The sequence below is a fragment of the Bacteroides sp. genome, assembly GCF_030151085.1.
GTDB lineage: Bacteria > Bacteroidota > Bacteroidia > Bacteroidales > Bacteroidaceae > Bacteroides.
Window position 1 is genome coordinate 70,304 of record NZ_JASLER010000040.1, and the last position, 18,645, is coordinate 88,948.

14 protein-coding genes are annotated in these 18,645 nt (G+C 40.6%); 4 read left to right on the top strand and 10 right to left on the bottom strand.

The features are described 5' to 3' along the window. Nucleotides 1-19: 19 nt before the first annotated feature. Complete coding sequence (locus Q1W14_RS07575; RefSeq protein WP_300700363.1) at nt 20-2,032, bottom strand: helix-hairpin-helix domain-containing protein; 2,013 nt, start codon at nt 2,030-2,032, stop codon at nt 20-22. 98 nt (nt 2,033-2,130) lie between these two features. Here Q1W14_RS07575 and Q1W14_RS07580 point away from each other — a divergent pair, with 98 nt between their 5' ends. Together Q1W14_RS07580 and Q1W14_RS07585 are read left to right on the top strand one after the other, a co-directional pair. Beyond that, on the top strand, nt 2,131-2,766 hold the full coding sequence (locus Q1W14_RS07580; protein ID WP_300700364.1) for a DUF4294 domain-containing protein: 636 nt from the start codon (nt 2,131-2,133) through the stop codon (nt 2,764-2,766). 68 nt (nt 2,767-2,834) lie between these two features. Continuing rightward, nucleotides 2,835-3,356 (top strand): RNA polymerase sigma-70 factor, encoded by a 522-nt coding sequence (locus tag Q1W14_RS07585; protein ID WP_300700365.1) that lies wholly within the window; start codon nt 2,835-2,837, stop codon nt 3,354-3,356. On the opposite strand, the gene Q1W14_RS07590 is transcribed toward Q1W14_RS07585, so the two are convergent. From Q1W14_RS07590 to Q1W14_RS07615, 6 genes are all read right to left on the bottom strand, one after another. Beyond that, the gene (locus Q1W14_RS07590) at nt 3,350-5,653 is read right to left on the bottom strand and encodes a glycoside hydrolase family 3 N-terminal domain-containing protein (RefSeq protein ID WP_300700366.1); all 2,304 of its coding nucleotides are present in this window, start codon (nt 5,651-5,653) and stop codon (nt 3,350-3,352) included. The genes Q1W14_RS07585 and Q1W14_RS07590 overlap by 7 nt on opposite strands. Before the next feature lie 19 nt (nt 5,654-5,672). Beyond that, the gene (locus Q1W14_RS07595) at nt 5,673-6,503 is read right to left on the bottom strand and encodes a glycoside hydrolase family 16 protein (RefSeq protein WP_300700368.1); all 831 of its coding nucleotides are present in this window, start codon (nt 6,501-6,503) and stop codon (nt 5,673-5,675) included. A gap of 31 nt (nt 6,504-6,534) precedes the next feature. Next, nucleotides 6,535-7,968 carry a calcineurin-like phosphoesterase family protein gene (locus Q1W14_RS07600; protein WP_300700370.1) on the bottom strand — a complete coding sequence of 478 codons (1,434 nt, stop codon included), beginning with the start codon at nt 7,966-7,968 and terminating at the stop codon, nt 6,535-6,537. Nucleotides 7,969-8,047: 79 nt separating this feature from the next. Further along, nucleotides 8,048-9,580 (bottom strand): SusD/RagB family nutrient-binding outer membrane lipoprotein, encoded by a 1,533-nt coding sequence (locus Q1W14_RS07605; protein WP_300700372.1) that lies wholly within the window; start codon nt 9,578-9,580, stop codon nt 8,048-8,050. Between the two features lie 21 nt (nt 9,581-9,601). Continuing rightward, nucleotides 9,602-12,982, bottom strand: coding sequence for a SusC/RagA family TonB-linked outer membrane protein (locus Q1W14_RS07610; protein ID WP_300700374.1), 3,381 nt, complete (start codon nt 12,980-12,982; stop codon nt 9,602-9,604). A 163-nt stretch (nt 12,983-13,145) separates the two neighbouring features. Next, nucleotides 13,146-14,126: a FecR family protein gene (locus Q1W14_RS07615; RefSeq protein WP_300700376.1), complete on the bottom strand. Its 981-nt coding sequence runs from the start codon at nt 14,124-14,126 to the stop codon at nt 13,146-13,148. Between the two features lie 254 nt (nt 14,127-14,380). Between Q1W14_RS07615 and Q1W14_RS07620 the strand changes: the two genes are divergently transcribed. Next, nucleotides 14,381-14,806 carry a DUF3836 domain-containing protein gene (locus Q1W14_RS07620; protein WP_300700378.1) on the top strand — a complete coding sequence of 142 codons (426 nt, stop codon included), beginning with the start codon at nt 14,381-14,383 and terminating at the stop codon, nt 14,804-14,806. An 18-nt stretch (nt 14,807-14,824) separates the two neighbouring features. On the opposite strand, the gene Q1W14_RS07625 is transcribed toward Q1W14_RS07620, so the two are convergent. Continuing rightward, entirely contained in the window at nt 14,825-15,574 is a 750-nt protein-coding gene (locus Q1W14_RS07625) for a LytTR family DNA-binding domain-containing protein (RefSeq protein ID WP_300700380.1), read from the bottom strand. Between the two features lie 7 nt (nt 15,575-15,581). Further along, nucleotides 15,582-16,598, bottom strand: a complete 1,017-nt coding sequence (locus Q1W14_RS07630; protein WP_300700382.1) for a histidine kinase — start codon at nt 16,596-16,598, stop codon at nt 15,582-15,584. A gap of 146 nt (nt 16,599-16,744) precedes the next feature. Here Q1W14_RS07630 and Q1W14_RS07635 point away from each other — a divergent pair, with 146 nt between their 5' ends. After that, nucleotides 16,745-17,722 (top strand): hypothetical protein, encoded by a 978-nt coding sequence (locus Q1W14_RS07635; protein ID WP_300700384.1) that lies wholly within the window; start codon nt 16,745-16,747, stop codon nt 17,720-17,722. A 32-nt stretch (nt 17,723-17,754) separates the two neighbouring features. Here the strand turns inward: Q1W14_RS07635 and Q1W14_RS07640 are convergent, their stop codons facing one another. Further along, on the bottom strand, nt 17,755-18,522 hold the full coding sequence (locus tag Q1W14_RS07640) for a LuxR C-terminal-related transcriptional regulator (protein WP_300700385.1): 768 nt from the start codon (nt 18,520-18,522) through the stop codon (nt 17,755-17,757). Nucleotides 18,523-18,645 lie beyond the last annotated feature (123 nt).

Sequence of the window (18,645 nt, forward strand, 5' to 3'; positions counted from 1 at the left end):
AAATACACGATCTTTCTCCTTATAACTTGATGCGGAGCTGCATTTGCATGTCGGTTTTTCTGCTGCCTTCTATCAGGTCATTACCGGAACCAATAACGTCACGATCCTGATAATTTGTTTGCCCGAACTTAACAAGGAACATAAAAGTCTTGTTCAAATCATAACGGAGATAAGCCGAATACCGGAAGCCTCTACCATAGAAAGAAGGTGTATAAAATGTGTATAACATCCCCCTCTCCGATGCGTAGATACGGGAATCGTAATCATCTGTATGAAAATAGGTGCCTTGCAAAGAAATTGCCACAGGAAAAGAGGGGAAAGAATAGGCAAGGGACTGGGTACATTGGTATCCTTGCCCGGCAGGTTTATCCTGAGAATGAAAATGATTATAGTCGATAGTAGTCTGAAACCTCCAGGTAGCGGGAGTATATATCAATCGATAGCGTGTACGATGATGGTATGTAGGCAGGATCACTTTCCCGCTCGTTCCCGTCACATCCCTTTCTTTCTGTTTATAACGGTAATTGATATACATGGACAAATTCGTTTGGAGAGAATAATTAACCTGAAACATACCGTCTATTCCTTGCGACGGCTTGCTGATACGGTACTTCCACCACGGAAAAGAGAAGCAGTCGAGTGCTGCAAACAATCTCCAACGAGCCAAAGGAGTAGCCTCCACCGCCAGATACCAACCGTTTTCGTTCTGCGGCGTACTACTCTCACCGAAAGTGCGGGCAAACATAGACCAATAATTATGAGCATAATAGCGGTGAATCAGCAGAAGTTTATAATCAGCGGAGAGATTATACTTTAACTGATTCAACAAAGCATACCCTTGTTTGCCGGTTGCCGCCTCACCTATCCAGGAAAGACGCCCAATGCGGTACCTGTAATCTATGCCGATATTATAGAAATCATTCCCATGCAGATTATACTTTGCATATTTCTTTAGATCAGGTTCGTAAGGACGGTTAAAGAAATAGTAAATGCCCGTTACTCCTACTTTTAATGAGTTCTTTTCGTAAGTCAGGTTACCTCCCATCAACTGTAAAGTAAAAGCGTTCATCTTATCAGCCTCTTTCTGCGTGCGATGCAATCCTGTTTTATAGATGGAGGTTATCTCTCCTCCTTCTACTACACCATCCATAGAGCGATGCGAGTAGAAAGCTGACAATTCCAGCGAAGGAAGAACACCGATCGTTGCCGCTGCACCACGAAAGTAGTTGTATTCGTCGGTAGAGCTATGTTTACGGATTCCTCCTGAACGATAGTCCGAAGTAGACATGGAAAAGGTCTTGCCCAAACGAAAATCAGTACTCAGTACCAAGCCTTGCCCGAAACTCAATCGATAATTGCCTAATGCCAATGTGTGCAGTCTGCCTATATTCTTAATCAGGAAATAGAAGGAATAATAATCATATCCTTTACGATCTTGTAAAGCAAAGAAAGGTTCTCCTGCATCTTTTTCTCCCGTTACCCCTACTTGCAAATAATCTCCATAATGAAAATTATAGCGCAGCGAGTGATAAAAGGCAGGCCCTAAATAATTCTTTTCATAGCCTTTGCGATTATAAAAGGGAATATCCAGCCGGGCAAGAGCTTCGTGCTTACCATACTTCAGCAGAGTTTTCAAGGCAGGAAATCTTTTCTTCTCGTCTACGGTTTTCAAACAGATAAACGGAAGTAACAGGTCGATAATACGTTTATCCATCTCTTTTATCAACTGTAGCTCATAAAGCGTCTGCATTTGTCCATGAATATACAGGTAAGCAAGGATATTCTCTATTTGCAGATCCGAGAGAAAAGGAAACTGCTCCAACTGTTGCTTGGTGGCAGTGTTGATATTAACCGGTTCTTCAAGGCGTCGGGAGAGTTCTTGCAGTTCGTCTTCCCAATTGCGTTCGGTGTCATCTTCCATCGAGAGTTGTTCCAAATTCTCTTCAAGGAGAGATTCGGTCGTATTTTGAGCTTCAAGTACAGGAGTCACTAGCAGCATACTTAAAAAGACTCCTATCTTGACATGTTCCATTTACGATAGGTCACTATTATGTTTACAGACACCGAAGTTACCTTAAATTAGTTAATCTGACAAGGAAAAATCGCTGTAATGCAACAAGATTACATAGAATGGTGTACTTTTGCGCCATGATTATAAGGGTTAACATAGTAATATTCATCATGTTTCTCGTTTTGGGAAGCCTGAAATGTTTTGCCCAACAGCAACCTTCAAAAGCTGGCGGTGAGAAGACAGTCTATCTAACCCCTATGTGCGTATACGAAGGAGATACTATTCCATGCGTCAACCTTCCAACCGTATATATATTCAAGCCCCTAAAATTCAAGAATAAGCGGGATATGAGTAATTACTATAAGCTTATCCGCGACGTAAAGAAAGTACTCCCCATATCCAAAGAGATCAATCGTGCTGTTATCGAAACATACGAGTACATGATGACTTTACCTACCGAAAAAGCCCGCCAAAAACACATGAAAGAAGTAGAAAAAAGCTTGAAAGAACAATATACCCCACGCATGAAAAAGCTCTCCTTCGCCCAAGGCAAATTGCTGATAAAGCTGGTAGACCGTCAATCAAATTCCACTGGCTACGAACTGGTAAAAGCCTTTATGGGTCCTTTCAAAGCAGGCTTCTATCAGACATTTGCCGCACTCTTCGGTGCCAGTCTGAAAAAACAATATGACCCGACCGGAGATGATGCATTGACCGAACGAGTAATATTGATGGTAGAAAACGGACAACTGTAATTCCTTAAAATCAATATTTTTATGTATGTTTGCAACATAATCTAATACTGAAAAGCTACAGAAACACAATGGATATCGCCACATTTCGAAAATATTATGACTTATATTACGATCAACTGTGCCATTTCCTCAACTTTTATACCCAAGATATCACTGTTATAGAAGATGTGTTGCAAGAGGTGTATCTAAAACTCTGGGAGAACAGAGATGAAATAGAAATTCAATATATTAAAACATATCTTTTCCATGCTGCCAAAAATAGAGTACTGAATCATCTGCGCGACGAACAGAACCGCCACTATTTATTAGAGAATTGGTTCAATCAGCAAAAACAGGAAAAGCAGGGTAAAGAGTGTTACGATATTGAACAATTCACCACGCTATTATACAAAGCCATTGACCAACTCCCTGAAAAGTGCCGGGAAATCTTCATATTAAGCCGACAAGAGAAACTTACCTATAAACAAATAGCCGAGAAGCTGAATATCTCGGTAAAAACCATAGAAGCCCAAATGGGAATTGCGTTGAAACGCATACGGGAAACATTGGCAACAGCCTCTTTCTCATTCCTATTTTGGCTGATTCAGTAGTCTCTGTTAGGAGTATTCCATACCTTAGTTTGCTCACAATTCAATGATAGAGTCTGATTTCCAACCTGTATATGGAACTTGCCTTCTTCTAACCTCCATTTACCATCGCCACCAACAAAAGCAAGATCATCTGCATTGACTTTCATCACTACAGTTTTAGTTTCGCCCGGTATCAACTCTATTTTCTCAAATGCACGCAAGCGGCGGACATCAGGTGTCAACGAAGCCACTTCATCGCTGACAAAGAGTAACACAGTTTCCTTGCCACTGCATTTGCCACTATTGGTAACCTTAACAGTAAAAGTCAGAGTATCGCCTGCTTTAAAATCCTTCTTATCCACTTTTAAACCGGAGTATGTAAAGGTGGTATAGCTTAGGCCATAACCGAAAGCCCACTGTACGGAAGCTACAGCATCATAGTTGTAAGCACCTTCCATCTTATCCATATTCTCGCACGGCTTGTGGTCATAAGTAATCAAAGAGTGTACATAGCGTGGATAAGTATAGGGCAACTTACCACTGGGATTGACATCCCCATAAAGAATCTTCGCCAATGCATCGCCTCCATAATTACCGGGTAAGTAAGTTTGTACAACTGCCTTTACCATAGGCTCTATCTCCGAAATAATACGTGGGCGACCTTCATTCAGAACCAGTATGACGGGCTTGCCGGTAGCAGCAAGGGCACGAGTCAAACGAAGTTGATCGGACGAAAGGGTAAGATCCGTTAAGTTTCCCGGTGTTTCACAATAAGAGTTTTCGCCTACACAAAGAAGAATATAATCTACCCTGCGGGCAGCGGCAGCGGCTTTCTCTATTTCCGGTTCATAAACGATCTGTGCAGCCCCCACTCTCTTTATCATAGCTTCGAGAATGGTATTGTATTTTTCACCATACATATCTGCCTTCTCTCCTTGCCAGGAAAGAGTCCACCCACCATTCAAAGTACGCATAGAATTAGCATTGGGACCGGTAACAAGTATTTTCATTCCCGAGTCGACCGGCAGGATTTGATCTTCATTCTTCAACAGAGTGATAGACTCTTCAGCAGCCTTCAACGCCACACGGGCATGTCTTTCACTTCCGAAGTCTGAATACTCCCCGGGGCTCCAATAAGGACGTTCAAAAAGATTCAAACGATACTTCATGCGTAGCACACGACGTACGGCATCGTCTATACGGCTCATGGGTACTTCACCCTCATCAACCAACTCTTTCAGATACTTGCAGAACGACCATTCGTAAGGTACCATAGACATGTCAATACCTGCATTAATGGCAAGCTTAACAGCTTCTTTAGGCGTAGCACAAATCTTATCGCGCTGGTAGAGGTTGTTAATATCCGCCCAATCGGTAACAATGACACCATCCCAGTTCAAATCATTCTTCAACCATTCTGTCAGTAGAGTGTAGTTGGCATGAAAAGGAAGACCATTGTTCATCGCCGAGTTCACCATCACCGAGAGTGCTCCGGTGCGAATGGATTCAAGAAATGGCTGAAAGTGACGCTCGCGCATATCTTGTTCGGAAATGTAGGAAGGCGTACGATCTTTTCCGGAATATGGAACTCCATAGCCCATGAAGTGTTTCAGACAAGCGCCTACTTGGTTATTGCCAATATGATTAGGATCGGCGTCCTGATATCCGCTAATACAGGCTACTCCCATTTTGGAGACCAGATAAGTATCTTCACCGTATGTCTCCCACATACGCGACCAGCGTGCATCGCGTCCAAGATCAAGCACAGGAGAAAAATTCCAAGGGATGTTGCCGGCTTTTGTTTCGTAGGCGGTAATCTTGGCACCTTCGTACACCAACAAAGGGTTGAAAGTAGCCCCCATACCTATCTCCTGAGGGAACATTGTTCCACCAATGGTATAGGTAGTCCCATGAATTTGATCGACACCATATATAATAGGAATACCTGTTTCGGCAATGGCTATTTTCTGTAGCCCGGTGATAGCAGAAGCCCACTCATTTACAGTCAGCGGAGTGTTGGATGGAGCATTAAGGATAGAACCAACTTTATATTTTCGCAGTACCGTATCTACCATTATTTCATCCAACTGTAACGGGAAAGCAGTATGATAAATATTATCACCCTTCGTCACTACATCCAATGTCAGTTGAGTCATCTGACCTATTTTCTCTTGAAGAGTCATCTTCTTCAGAGTGGTTTCCACCTTCTCTTCTATCTCCTTATCCACTGGAATTGCAGGTACAGAGGTTTTACCTGTCGGCGAGCAGGCAATCAGTAAAATGACTGTGCAAGCCGACAGTAAATGAGTTATTTTCATACGTAAATGGAGAATCTGCTTATTTTACTTTCTGATATACTCTCACATAATCTATCTCAAACTTATGCGGAAAGAGAGTATCATCAATGCCTTTCATTCCTCCCCAATTACCACCAACGGCGAGGTTCAGAAGGAGATGGAAACGCTTGTCGAAGGGCCATTCTTTGAAACCGGTCTTCTCGTTTTTGAAGGTAAAGTAAAGTACATCATCTACATACAGACGATATTCGTCCGGTTCCCACTCCAACACGTATGTATGATAGGTTTTATAAGAATCGGGATAGTAAATCTTTGCCGTTTTTTGTGTACCCAATACATGGTTATAGCTTTCTGTATGTGCAGTTCCTACAATAGTATCAGGATCATAACCTACATTTTCCATAATGTCGATTTCACCGCTTGCCGGCCAACCGCCGTACTCCCAATCGGTAGAAAGCATCCAGATGGCAGGCCATGTGCCAAGACCGGAAGGTAATTTGGCCCGTGTTTCGAAACGACCGTATAACCAGTCGCCTTTACCTTTGGTTATCAATCGGGCGGAAGTGAATTCTTTGCCACCCATGGGGCACTTCAAGGCGGTAATGGTAAGTATACCCTCTTTTACATAAGCATTGGAGCTATCGGCAATGGTATAATATTGAGCTTCATTATTACCCCAACCTGTGGCATTACCTTGAGTATCATAACTCCATTTGGTAGAGTCCGGTAGTCCTTCGTAATCAAATTCTTCATCCCATATTAACTCCCAAGTTCCGGTTGGAGTAGTAATCACTTGATAAGCAGGCTTCTTGTCTGCACAAGAAGAAAAAGAGAATACTATTACCGATAAAATAAAAAGTAGTTGTTTCATTATTCTTCGCTTATTAGTTACTTAATTCGTATTAAAGTGCCTCGTTGCCGATCTTCTGAACATATTTCTTGCCAAAACGATCCGTTATTATAATTTCTATTTGTGCTGATTTATTAGATGGAGTCGCTTTAAAGAGATGGTCTGTGTAAGTATAACTCAACCAGTCATACTTTGTATTCTTATTGGGTTGATATAATTCTCCTGCCAATGGATCTACTCCCCAATATTGTTCCATGCTTCCTTTTACCACTCCGTCCTCTGCCCATTGTACAGTCCACCCAGGATCATAATTGAAAGCATTTACAATAAATGATTCGGGATAATCTTTATCCGCACCAACAGGATATGCCTTAAACTGATATTCCTTTGCCTTTCCAACTCCTTTAAAATACCATGAAATATTATTTCCATCGACTTGATAAATAGTATATCCTTTGGGAGTACCATCGGTACCAACTTCTCCTTGCCACCATGCAGCAGAAACAGCGGCATGTGTATGCTCAAAAATTGAATCATTGATTATAGTATTCCATTGCGTATGGCTATGACCTGCCAATATGTGAACATTATACCCTTTCAAGCAATCATAAAATGCCTGATTGTTTATTATGGAGTTCTTCTGTCTTGTTTCCATATTGGGAGAAGTATCTTTATCCTTATACATACTTGGAATATGAAGTGCAATGACCAGGGTCGTACCTTTCTTGACATAACTTAAATCTCTTTTCAACCAGTCCAATTGATACTGATCCAAATACCCCATATAGTGATACTTATAACCGTAATAAAACAAATCGTTCAATATAACATAATGAATATCCCCTACATTATAAGAATAATAATCGGGACCAAAATGCTTTTGAAAAGATACGGCTGAAGAACTATTGGTTTCGTTTGAATAATCCAAATCATGGTTTCCTATAACCTGATAAAAAGGAAATGGTATTTTAGAAACAGTTTCCTGGTAATTCACAAATAAATTCGAGTGGTCGAATACCATATCTCCACAGCTTATTCCATGCCAATAAGATTTATCTTCACTTCTGAATCCGACAATATCATCAACAACCGTATCAAGTAAATTAAACTCAGACAATTCACTGACTTGCGGATCTGCCCATACCATAAAAGTATGTTTCTTCTGCGAACCCGCCAGTTTATTGATTTCAAAATTATATGTATCGGAATTCGCATCCATTCTTTTATAGAATAGAGGTACCCCATTTTCTATAGGCGATTCATATCCGGTAGGTAGTGTATAGTATATGAATCTTTGATTTCCATCAGTATTTAAATGAAATAGCCCGTCTCCAGATGTAGTAGTAAAACTTTTCCCATCTGTTACAACTACTCCTTTAACTCCTCCTTCTTTACTGAATATTTTCCCTTTTACTACTTGCTGTCCAAATAAAGAACCTACCAGTAAGGAATAAAAGATCAGCAAAAACAAATATCTCATACTCATTTACATAGTTATTATTATAAAGGTCATAGCAAAAATACACAAAAGAATATTTCTACCATGACCTTTCTATCTCAATTTTCTATTTTAAAATCCACATCACCTTATTCACCTCATCATAACCATCGAACTGGCTATTTAAAGCAGTCTCCAAATTCTCTCTGTTATAGTTGGTTTCTGATGTTGGATAAAGCCATCTCATAGGAATAGCCGATGTATTCTCCATATTCAAGTTAGTACTCGGGTCAATTGGGAATACCGGATATTTGTTTCTACGGTATTCAAAATAACTTTCTTCACTATCTTGCATAAAGTTGAACAAGTAACGTTGCATCCAGATTTGCTTTAATTGCTCATCAGTAGTAGATTTAAAGGCAGTTTCACCAGTAAAATAGTTATCGATGTAGGCTTGGTTAATCTCCATGCCATGTGCATACTCGTCACCTTTAGTTTCCATCTGCATTTTCAAAGCCCATTTCACTCCCGATTTATAGTATTCTTCAGCACTACCGGTCGTAATCCAACCACGAATACGAGCCTCAGCCAACAGGAATTGTTGTTCAGCGTATGATACCATCATTCTCGGCTCAGAAGTTGCATCTTTCAGATATCTGACATTCAAAAGAGAATAGTCACCTTTCAGATAATTAGCAGTCATCAGAGCATAGTCCATAGATACATCCACTCCAACATAAGCATCCATATCAGATGCAGATTCACCATTAGCTATTTTGATGGTTGCAGGTTCGGCAAAGTAAAACAGTCTGCGGTCGTTCAAACTTTTAAGTTCATCAATCAGTAATGAACTCAGTACCGTACGGCTTGTAAACAAATCGTTTGTTCCATACAACGGATGCTTATTAATGGAGTTATATATCAATCCCAGGTATCCATCTGCTTCGGTTAACAAATTACCGGAACTAACAATCTCAGCAAAACGTTCTTTGAGTTTTAAGGAAGCATCACTTTCTTTTTTACTCATACTCATAAGAATTCTCAAAGCGAAAGCGTTGGATGCTTTTCTCCATTTAGCAGGATCACCGGCAAACGGGGTCGGGTCACCTTCAAAGTTTACTCCATTAGCGAAAAAAGCATCTGCTTCTTTCAACTCGTCAAGGATACCAAGCAATACATCCTTTTGAGTGTCATACGTAGGACGATAATTACCTGTAGCACCTTGATTAGCTTGACTATAAGGAATATCTCCCATTCGCATTGTCAATTTATAAAACATATAAGCCCTGGAGAATTTGGCTATCCCCTTATAGGAATTTTCCATAGTTGTGCCAGTAGCATACTCCACCATTTTCTCAATATTGGGTAGCAGGGTCATCTGATCGAAACTACTGTTTCCAAAGCTATTATATTGTGAGCTCATTTGGCTCTCATTGGCATAGCCAAGATATTTTGCGAGGCCTCCTTGTTCCAGAAAAGCTTTGGCATCTCTTCCGTTAAACTTCACATTACTCAGCACAATATTGGTGCATAACATAGAAGCACTAGCCTTTGTAATAGAATCGGGATTGGTATTTATATCGTCAAAATTGTTGCAAGCAGACAGACAAGCCAAACATACAATTCCTGCTGTATATACTATTCGATGTATAATTTTCATATAATCTTCTTATTTAACAAGTTAGAAACCTATTTTTACATTAAAACCCAGGTAACGCTGTGAAGGGTCCGAGAAGTTCTCAGTTCCTCCATCGGGATCGGAATATTTAAATTCTTTTGCCCAAAACAGCACATTCTGACCAATAGCGGAAACAGACAAAGTGTGAGCTTTTATCATTGAACAAATTGACTTGGGAACATTGTAAGTCAACGAAACTTCTCTCAACTTAAAGAAGGTACCACTATAAATTTCGGCTCCCGAAGGTGCTCCACCCCATGCCGTACCTTTATGGTAAGCTTCCACATACGATTTATAAGTAGTGGCTATATCATTCTCAGCAAATACGCGAGTATCAGAACTGGGAACGATATTCCCATACGTATCATATTGAACTGTACCTGAAACAATCTTCACTCCTTTGCCAATGTAATTCTTACTTCCGGGAGTTTTCATATCCAAATAACGCTCCGGAGTCACAGAATTAGGATGATTACCCGAACGCCACATATACATTTCAGTAACCGATGTAATATTACCTCCTACACGTCCGTCAAAAGATAAAGCCAATTGCCAGTTCTTGTACTTCAATGTAGTATTAATACCCCATATCCAATCCGGTCCTTGATTACCATACTTTTCATCATATTTAGAATATTCGGGCAAACCGGAAGAGTTATGAATAATATTTCCGGCAGGATCTCTCAGATAATCACGGTAAACAAATGCATCCGCTCTTTCGCCTACCTTCACCCAAGGTTTATCTGCCGAATAAACAGGGTCTAGCTTCGTATAATAATCGGCATACTTCGACCAATTGATTGATATATCCCAACGGATGTCTTTTGTTTCAATAGGAGTACCGTTAACGGTAAGTTCAACTCCCTTTCTTGTCACTTCTTCGCCCGTATTCACGAAATTAGAAGAATAACCTGAAGAAGGACTGATACTGGCATTCTTTATAAAGTCGAAAGCTTTCTTATTGTAATAAGCAAGGTCAAAAGAAAGTCTGTTCTTAAATAGATTGATCGCAGTACCCAGTTCATACGTACTTGTAGATTCGGGCAGAATATCGGTACCTCGGATTGTGGTAGGTAATACAGCCGAACTTAATGCCCCCCAAACACTACTATTTACGCTTAATACGGAATTGATGGCATAGATATCGGCTGCTTTTTTTGAAGTCACCCATGAGCCTCTGACTTTCCATAATGACAACCAGTCCATTTTGGGCAACAGTTCGGAAACCACAAAGCTACCCGAGAAAGAAGGATAAAGGTAAGAACGGGTAGATTCGGGAAGTGTAGATACCCAGTCATTACGAAGAGTCATTTCGGCAAATGCCAAACTACGCCATGACAATCCTAAACGACCATAGATACTGTTAGTCTGCTTTTTATACATACGAGAAGCGACTGTAGCAGGATCTATCGAAGCCTTCAGTGAATAAAATCCGGGTACTGAAAGTCCACCTTTTGTAAATGCCTCCAAACCTTCGTCCTGTGTATACATAATAGAGCCACCCACAAAACCATCAACCGCAAAATCTTTATAGCTATAGTTGGCAGAAGTGATAAAATCACCGTTAATGCTATATCCACGACCGATACCGGTATTATAAGAACCTTTTTGAGACTCTCCCCAAACTTCCGTTCCTCCTGAAATGATAGTAGAATTACCTCCACCCTGGAAAGAACCTTTTGAGATTCTGACATCCTGACGGTTGCTGTACGTATCATAACCCAGACGAACTAATGTATTCAACCATTTTGTAGGTTCGTATTTCAATTCGAATGAACCATTGAAGATGTCTTTATTCAATGTATGAAGTCTTTCGTAACGGTCAAAGTAAGGGTTATTGTTACCTGCTGTATAACTATTGTTTTGAGTTTCATTAGGTATCAACCAATAATCTTTATAATCTCTGATATCCCAGTCGGGAGAGCCCCATATCAGCAAACTGTACATAGGATCATAGCCGGTATAACCATTAAATCCTAAGTTAGGCGATTCATTCTTATTGTAAGCTAGGTTTGTAGTAAACGAAAACTTATCAAACTTTATATCACCACCCAAAGTATAGGTATACTTATTATAAGTAGAATTGGGATACTGTCCTTTGTTATTGACCCAGGTAGCCGAAGCACGTACATTACCGTATTTTCCTTTCTGCGCAATGCTTACATTATTATTTAGGATATATCCCTGTTCGAGGAAATTCTTAAAGTTATTCTTACCACGGGCGATGTAAGGCATAGCTCTCATGGTTTTTGACGCCGGGTCCCATTGAATAACTTCCTGTCCTTCGAGCGGAGCTCCCCAAGAACCGTCTGCCGAACGTACATATTCCGAAGTACCATCCGGATTCTGCTTCAATACACGTCCATAAGTAGATTGCAATTCGGGAATAGCCAGGTAGCCGGCAGAAAACATCGTACCGCTATTTACAGAAACACTGATACCGTCTTTTTCGGCACCACGCTTCGTAGTAACCATGATAGCACCACTCTGTCCGCGCGAACCATAAAGAGCCGAGGCGGTAGCACCTTTCAATACACTTAATGACTCGATATCGTCCGAAGCGACTTCACGCAAAGTCATATTGGCATAAGGAATACCATCGATTACCAGCAAAGGCTGCTCGCCACGTACCAAGATTTGAGGTCCTTCACCAAACTCGCTTGAGTTCATTACATTCACACCAGAAATCTTACCGGTTAGAGAAGAACCTACATCGATACCTTTTACCGTTTGCAGATGATCGCCTTTCACATTTTGTACGGCGTAACCTAAAGCTTTTTCTTCACGTTTGATACCCAGAGCAGTTACTACCACTTCCGCCAATGCCTGAGCATCTTCACCCATTGTTATCTGCAAACTCTGTTTGTTGCCGACTTTTACAGTCTGGGTAATATATCCGACAAACGACACTTCAAGTTCAGCGTTGCCCGATACCACCATCGAAAAAGCACCGTTCACATCCGAGATAGTACCTGTATTGACATTCTTAACTCGGATACTCGCACCAATAACCGGCTCACCCAGTTCATCTACTATTGTACCTGTAATCTTCTTTTCAGGCTGATTGGTTTTCAATGCCTTCTTCAGAATAATTTGTTGCCCTATAATTTCGAATGCAATATCTTTCCCTTGAAAAGCTTGCTTCAAAATAGAACCAATATCTTTAGTACCTCCCTTTAATGATAGCGTTTCATTTAAAGAAATAGAATTATCGAATACGAAAGAGTAGTCCGATTGTTTTTCAACTTGTTGTATCAGACTCTTTAGTGTTGTTTGTCCTACCGGAATATTTATATTTCCTGAGTTCTGAGCACTGGCTGCTGAATAGGATAACAAGCAGAACAAAATATATACACTACCTAATATTTGTTTAAGTTTTAACATTGTAAACTCATTTAAGGTTAAATAAAAAATTAATTATTACCTTTGTCTGCAAATGCAAGACTTCCCTATACTATTCGCTTAGCGAATAATATCTATGCGTGGGATTTTTGTATTGAATGGGCGTAGGAGATGGCCGTCTTCTACGTCCGCTTTTTATAGTTGCTTATCTACATGTAATGGTTACCTCCTCTCCGTTTATAGAATAATCAATAGGCGTAATACGGTTAATTATCTCGAGCATTTCCTTAAGGGATTCTGTTTTTACAGTCATCCAATAGTGTTTGGTAGTATTGATGTTGTTTACAACAATCTTCACACCGTACCAACGTTCCATCTTTTTGACCAGATCAACGAGTTCTTCACCATCAACTTTCAGTTTGCCCAAACGCCAGATGGCTTCTTCTTCGGCATTACAAGCAATCAGATTACATTTGTCTTTATCATATAAGGGAATAATCGCCTTTTGATTCGGCTTCATATTCGCCAAAACTTTATTGGAAGAAGCAGAAAGGATACTGACGCTTCCGGTCAGCAGGGTAACTGCTATTTCAGAGTTATCTTTGTAAGCATTCACATCGAAAGAAGTACCGTGAACCACCACTTTTACATTTCCTACTACTACATCAAATGGGTGTTCCTTATCTTTGATTACATCAAAAAAGGCCTGACCTTGTAACTTTACAGAACGATTAGTACGGCTATAGTCAGTAGAATAAGTAAGTACTGAACCTGAATTGAGAGAAACATTTGTGCCATCAGGCAAACAAACTTCTGCTTTCTGCCCCAAAGGAGCTTTGAAACTAACCCATTTGCTTACTTCGTTTCCTGAAAAGAACATGGGCAATGAAACCCCTATCAGTAAAGCAATAGTTGCAGCAATAGAAATAGTACGATAGAATATAGTACGGGAATACATTTTAACCGGCTGCATCTGATTTATGCTACTCACAATCTTGTTCCATACTTTTTCTTTGTCGGGAGAAAGGTATTGAATTTCCGAATGAGCTAAATTCCAACTTTCAACGAGTTCCTGGAATTCTTTCTCATTCTTTTCGTCAGCATTGCGCCAAGCTTCCAATTCAAGCTTTTCTTCAATGGTGGCTTCGCCGGATAGGTATTTTGATATTAATGTATTTATTTCCATAGTATGCTCATTTATTAAATAGACACCTATGAAAATAAATACCCCTAAAAGGTTTATTCGTTTTTTGCCTTTTATTGATATTGTTCGTTTCTGTGCGGACAGTTGTCCGAAAGTGAACATAGGTTTGTTTTACAGAATTGCTAATAATCAATCAATTACGAGTTTGGCACACGAATTGACTATATATAGGCGAAGGCGGTTGACAAAAACACCTCTTCAGAAAACGAAGTAATAACAATAAAAAAATAACGATTATGAAAACGAACTTAATCTCCAAAGCAGTTGTGATGATAGCAGTAGTAATGGCAAGTGTAATGAACTTCTCAGCAAGTGCAAGCAATCCTACTCAGTATGTAACCAATAACGAGATGACTGGCGAAGTAATGACCGCCAAGAATATCTACCGCAATGAAGGTGGTTACCTGTTCCGTCACTTGCGTTATACTTATTCTTACGACAATGAAAACCGCGTAACCAGCAAAGAGGCTGCCAAATGGGACAGCACCAAAGAAGCTTGGGTTCCTTACTTCAAGATGAATGTTGAATACTCTAACAATGAAGTAGCTGTAAATTACGCCCGTTGGAACTCTCGCAGCAATGCTTATGACAGCAATATAGAAAAGGCAGTTTATGACTTGAATGATAGCAATGCAGCAATGTTACTGGCAAGTGTGAAATAAGCGAATCACTAGCCTCTCCTATTTACTTAAGAGCTTCTTATATACAACGTCATTCAGCAGTTCTTCTTTTCTAGCCTGTGCAATAGGTAACTCCTTGCTACCAATAAAAAGCCTTGTACCTGTTATACTCTCAATGTACGACAAATTCACTATAAAAGAGCGATGTATGCGAAAGAACAATCCTTCAGGCAACATTTCTTCTAGCGAAACCATTGTCTGGTGAATGACGATGGTTTTGCTTTTTAGATGCAACTTCAGATAGTTCTGCATGCTTTCGATATACATGATATCTTCCCATACAATTCTTTGAAATGTGTCGTCCTGGCGGATATAGACGCCTGTATCTCTTTCTGAATTGTTTTCTTGAAAGATGATGCGCGACTTATAAATCTCTTGTGCTTTCGACGCTGCCTGAAAGAACCGTTGAAAGGGAATCGGTTTCAGCAGATAATCAACTACATTGAGGCGATAACCTTCCAGGGCATACTCCGAATAGGCGGTTGTGAATATGGTCATCGGAGGATTCTCTAAGGTTTCCAGAAATTGTAGACCCGAAACTAAGGGCATGTTGATATCCAAAAACATGAGGTCAATCTCTTGGCTTCTCAGTATTTCGGATGCCTCTATTGCCGATGAGCAAGTAGCTGAGACGGTGAGAAAATCAAGTTTCCCTATATAGTTCACAATGCCGCGTACAGCTATCTGCTCGTCGTCAGTCACTAGACATTTCAAGACCGGAGTATCTACCGGAATAGGTGTTGTTTTCATGGTTGCGTTATAATTTTAGTGTGAGCAGGGTACTATAGGTGGTGTTTGTAACATGGCAATCCAGCGTGTGTCTTTCGGGAAAGAGGATGTCGAGGCGCCTACGTACGTTTTCCAGTCCTATACCGGAATCTTCTTTTTCTGGTTGTGGGGTACTTGAGTTTTCTATAGTCAAGGAGAGTTCATTCTCCTTTTGTTCTAAGGATATGTTGACGAAACCTTTTGCTGTATTTGTTCCGAAGACGTGCTTGAAGGCATTTTCTACGAAAGTAATTAGTAGCAGTGGTGGTATTTGTGCTTTGCCATTCGTTACGCTCCATGTGCAGGCTACGTTCAGTTTGTCTTCCCATCGCACTTGCTCCACGTCTATGTAGTTCACTAGAAATTGTACTTCCTGTTCCAGACTGATGAATTTCTTCTCTCCCTGATAGAGCTGATAACGCAATATCTCGGAGTATTTCACCAGTAGGGAAGAGGCTTTTTCGACATCCTCCTGCATCAGTATATGGATGTGGTTCAGTACATTGAACATGAAGTGAGGCGTAATCTGTTCTTGTAACGTTTTGAACTGAAGCTGGTGGTTAATGGTCACTAGCTGGGCATGTTCGTAGTAGAAGCGCAGTCCGCAGAAGGCAAGATTGATGATGAATGTTCCCGGCAAGACACTGGCAATATCGTTCAGGATAGTGTCGTCATGGAAAAACAGGCGTGAGGGGGCAAACAGTCCGATGCTCTCCATATGCCTGAAACAAAAAAAGATAACTGCTATGACCATTGTCATAAAAAGTGAAGCAGTCAAGTATTGGTAAAGAAAGGGGAACAGCTTCTTCCGGTAAATGGCTTTCTTCAGCAAATGGTTACTCAGGTAGTGGTTTGTAGGGATGTAAATGCTCATAATAGAGAGGATGAGTAATGTTACTTCCAACACTGAGGCAAGCCGTAGGAACTGTATCCAAAAAGTAAAGAAAATCAGCAGCCAGAACAGGACAATAATTAGCTTGGGGTGATTGAGGGGTATTCTTTTCATTTTGCAAAAATACGCATTAAAGCGATAGGTTAGGGGGAATTCGTCATAAGTAAAGGGGGAGTTCGTCAAATTGATCTTGGACATGGTTTCTATAAGGCATACTTTTGCAGCAGATTATTATTTGTTGAATTTAAGAAGAAGAAAAAATGAAGAAGATTTTAGCTATTGTTTTGTGTGTATCTATCTATGTTGCTGGTTTTGCGCAGGATAAGAAGTCTGCTGTACATGTTAGTTTTGTTCCGCCTCTAAGTACGAATGGTATGCAGGCGCCGGCATATACCAATGCTTTCTCGTTTAATATGCTGGTCGGCATATCGAAGAATGAGACAGGCGTTGCTTTTGGTGGACTTGCAAATATTATAGGTAACGATGCAACGGGTGTGCAGTTTGCGGGATTATATAATTATGTGGGAAATAGCGGGAAGGGATTGCAATTTGCCGGACTGACTAATATTTCGGGAGAGATGAAAGGGGTTCAGTTTGCTGGGCTGCTAAATACTACAAAGAATATTTCCGGTTTGCAGTTTGGCGGATTGCTGAATGTTGCACACGATGTTTCGGGTGTACAGTTTGGTGGTCTGCTGAATATTGCAAAGAATGTATCAGGTGTTCAGTTTGCCGGATTAATTAATATTGCGGAAAGCAGTGATTATCCTATTGCCCTGATTAATATTATTAAGAATGGAGAGTATAGCGTATCGCTTTCTTACGATGAAACAGGGAGTACGGTTGCGGCTTTTCGTTCGGGAGGTAAATATCTGTATGGCATTCTTGGCGTAGGTTATAATCATAAGGTGGAAGGTAGTTCTTTTGTGACTGAAGGAGGTCTTGGGGCACGCATCCATATTGCGTCCTGGTTGAGACTCAATAATGAACTGAAAGTGCAGAACTTGAATAACTTCTCCGATACCCAAACGCTCAAGGCAGGCTATGCACTTATGCCTGCTTTCCGCATTGCTCCTCATTTCGAGTTGTTCGGTGGACCGAGCATTAATTATATTCAAACCGATAATCTTGCAAATACCAGGGTATTACCGGGTAATCACCTCTGGAAAAGATGTAGCGGCACTAAGATAGAACAACTGTATATTGGCTATCAGGTAGGAGTGCAGTATATTTTCTAGGTAGGTACCAACAGAATATATTTAAACCTTGATTACCCTTTTGGGGTTTTCAAGGTTTTGGCTACTTTAATGGCTTCAATGGCATTGTTTACGCGTAGTTTATCAATAATATTCTGCCGATGGCGGTCTATAGTATTCTTGCTGATACCAAGGTGGACTGCAATCTCTTTACTGGATAATCCTTGCTCAATCAGCGACAATACCTGATATTCGCGATAGGAGAGTATATCTTCTGAGAATTCATTGCCGGGATGTATTGTTTCACCGGTGGCGGTATTCTGAATTATTCCGCCGAAGCCTTGCCTGATGTCGATGTCAGTTGCAAAATTATAGAGGCAGAGTGCTAGCCATAAAGAACCGTTTGCCGAGCTTTGCAGGTAGAAGGTGCGGTGTAGCACAGATATGTATTTCCCTTCCGCATCTTTCATTTTGACGACACTGTGCGTTCGTAAGTTCGGGCGTAGCTCAACAGGAGTTTTCCGCAAAAGATGAAAGAAATTCAATTCCAGCAGATGGCGTGCCGCAAGGTCTTCGGGATGTATTCTTGAGTATATCTCGTCTTCCCAGATTGAATCTATCTCTTCAATGCTGCCTTGGTCCGACAAACCGAGGGCTTTTGCCAATGCCCCGTAATAGATATAGCTCCGGTTACTCTTCAAGTCACTCAACACGGCGATTGAGTTTTCGAAGGTTGCATACATCCGGGCTACCAGCTTATGTTCTTCTATTACTTCCTCGTGTGCTTGGGAAGTAAAAGACTGCTTTTGCAGAGTATTAGCAAGGTCGGTGAATTGTTTCATTTTTCACTAATGGTCATTTATGACTATTGCATATCGTTAAGCGGTGATTTACCTTTGCAAAGGTATTAAAATAAACACATAGCGGATTTGCAAATTTGAGTAAAGCGTAGCGAATTAGCTGAA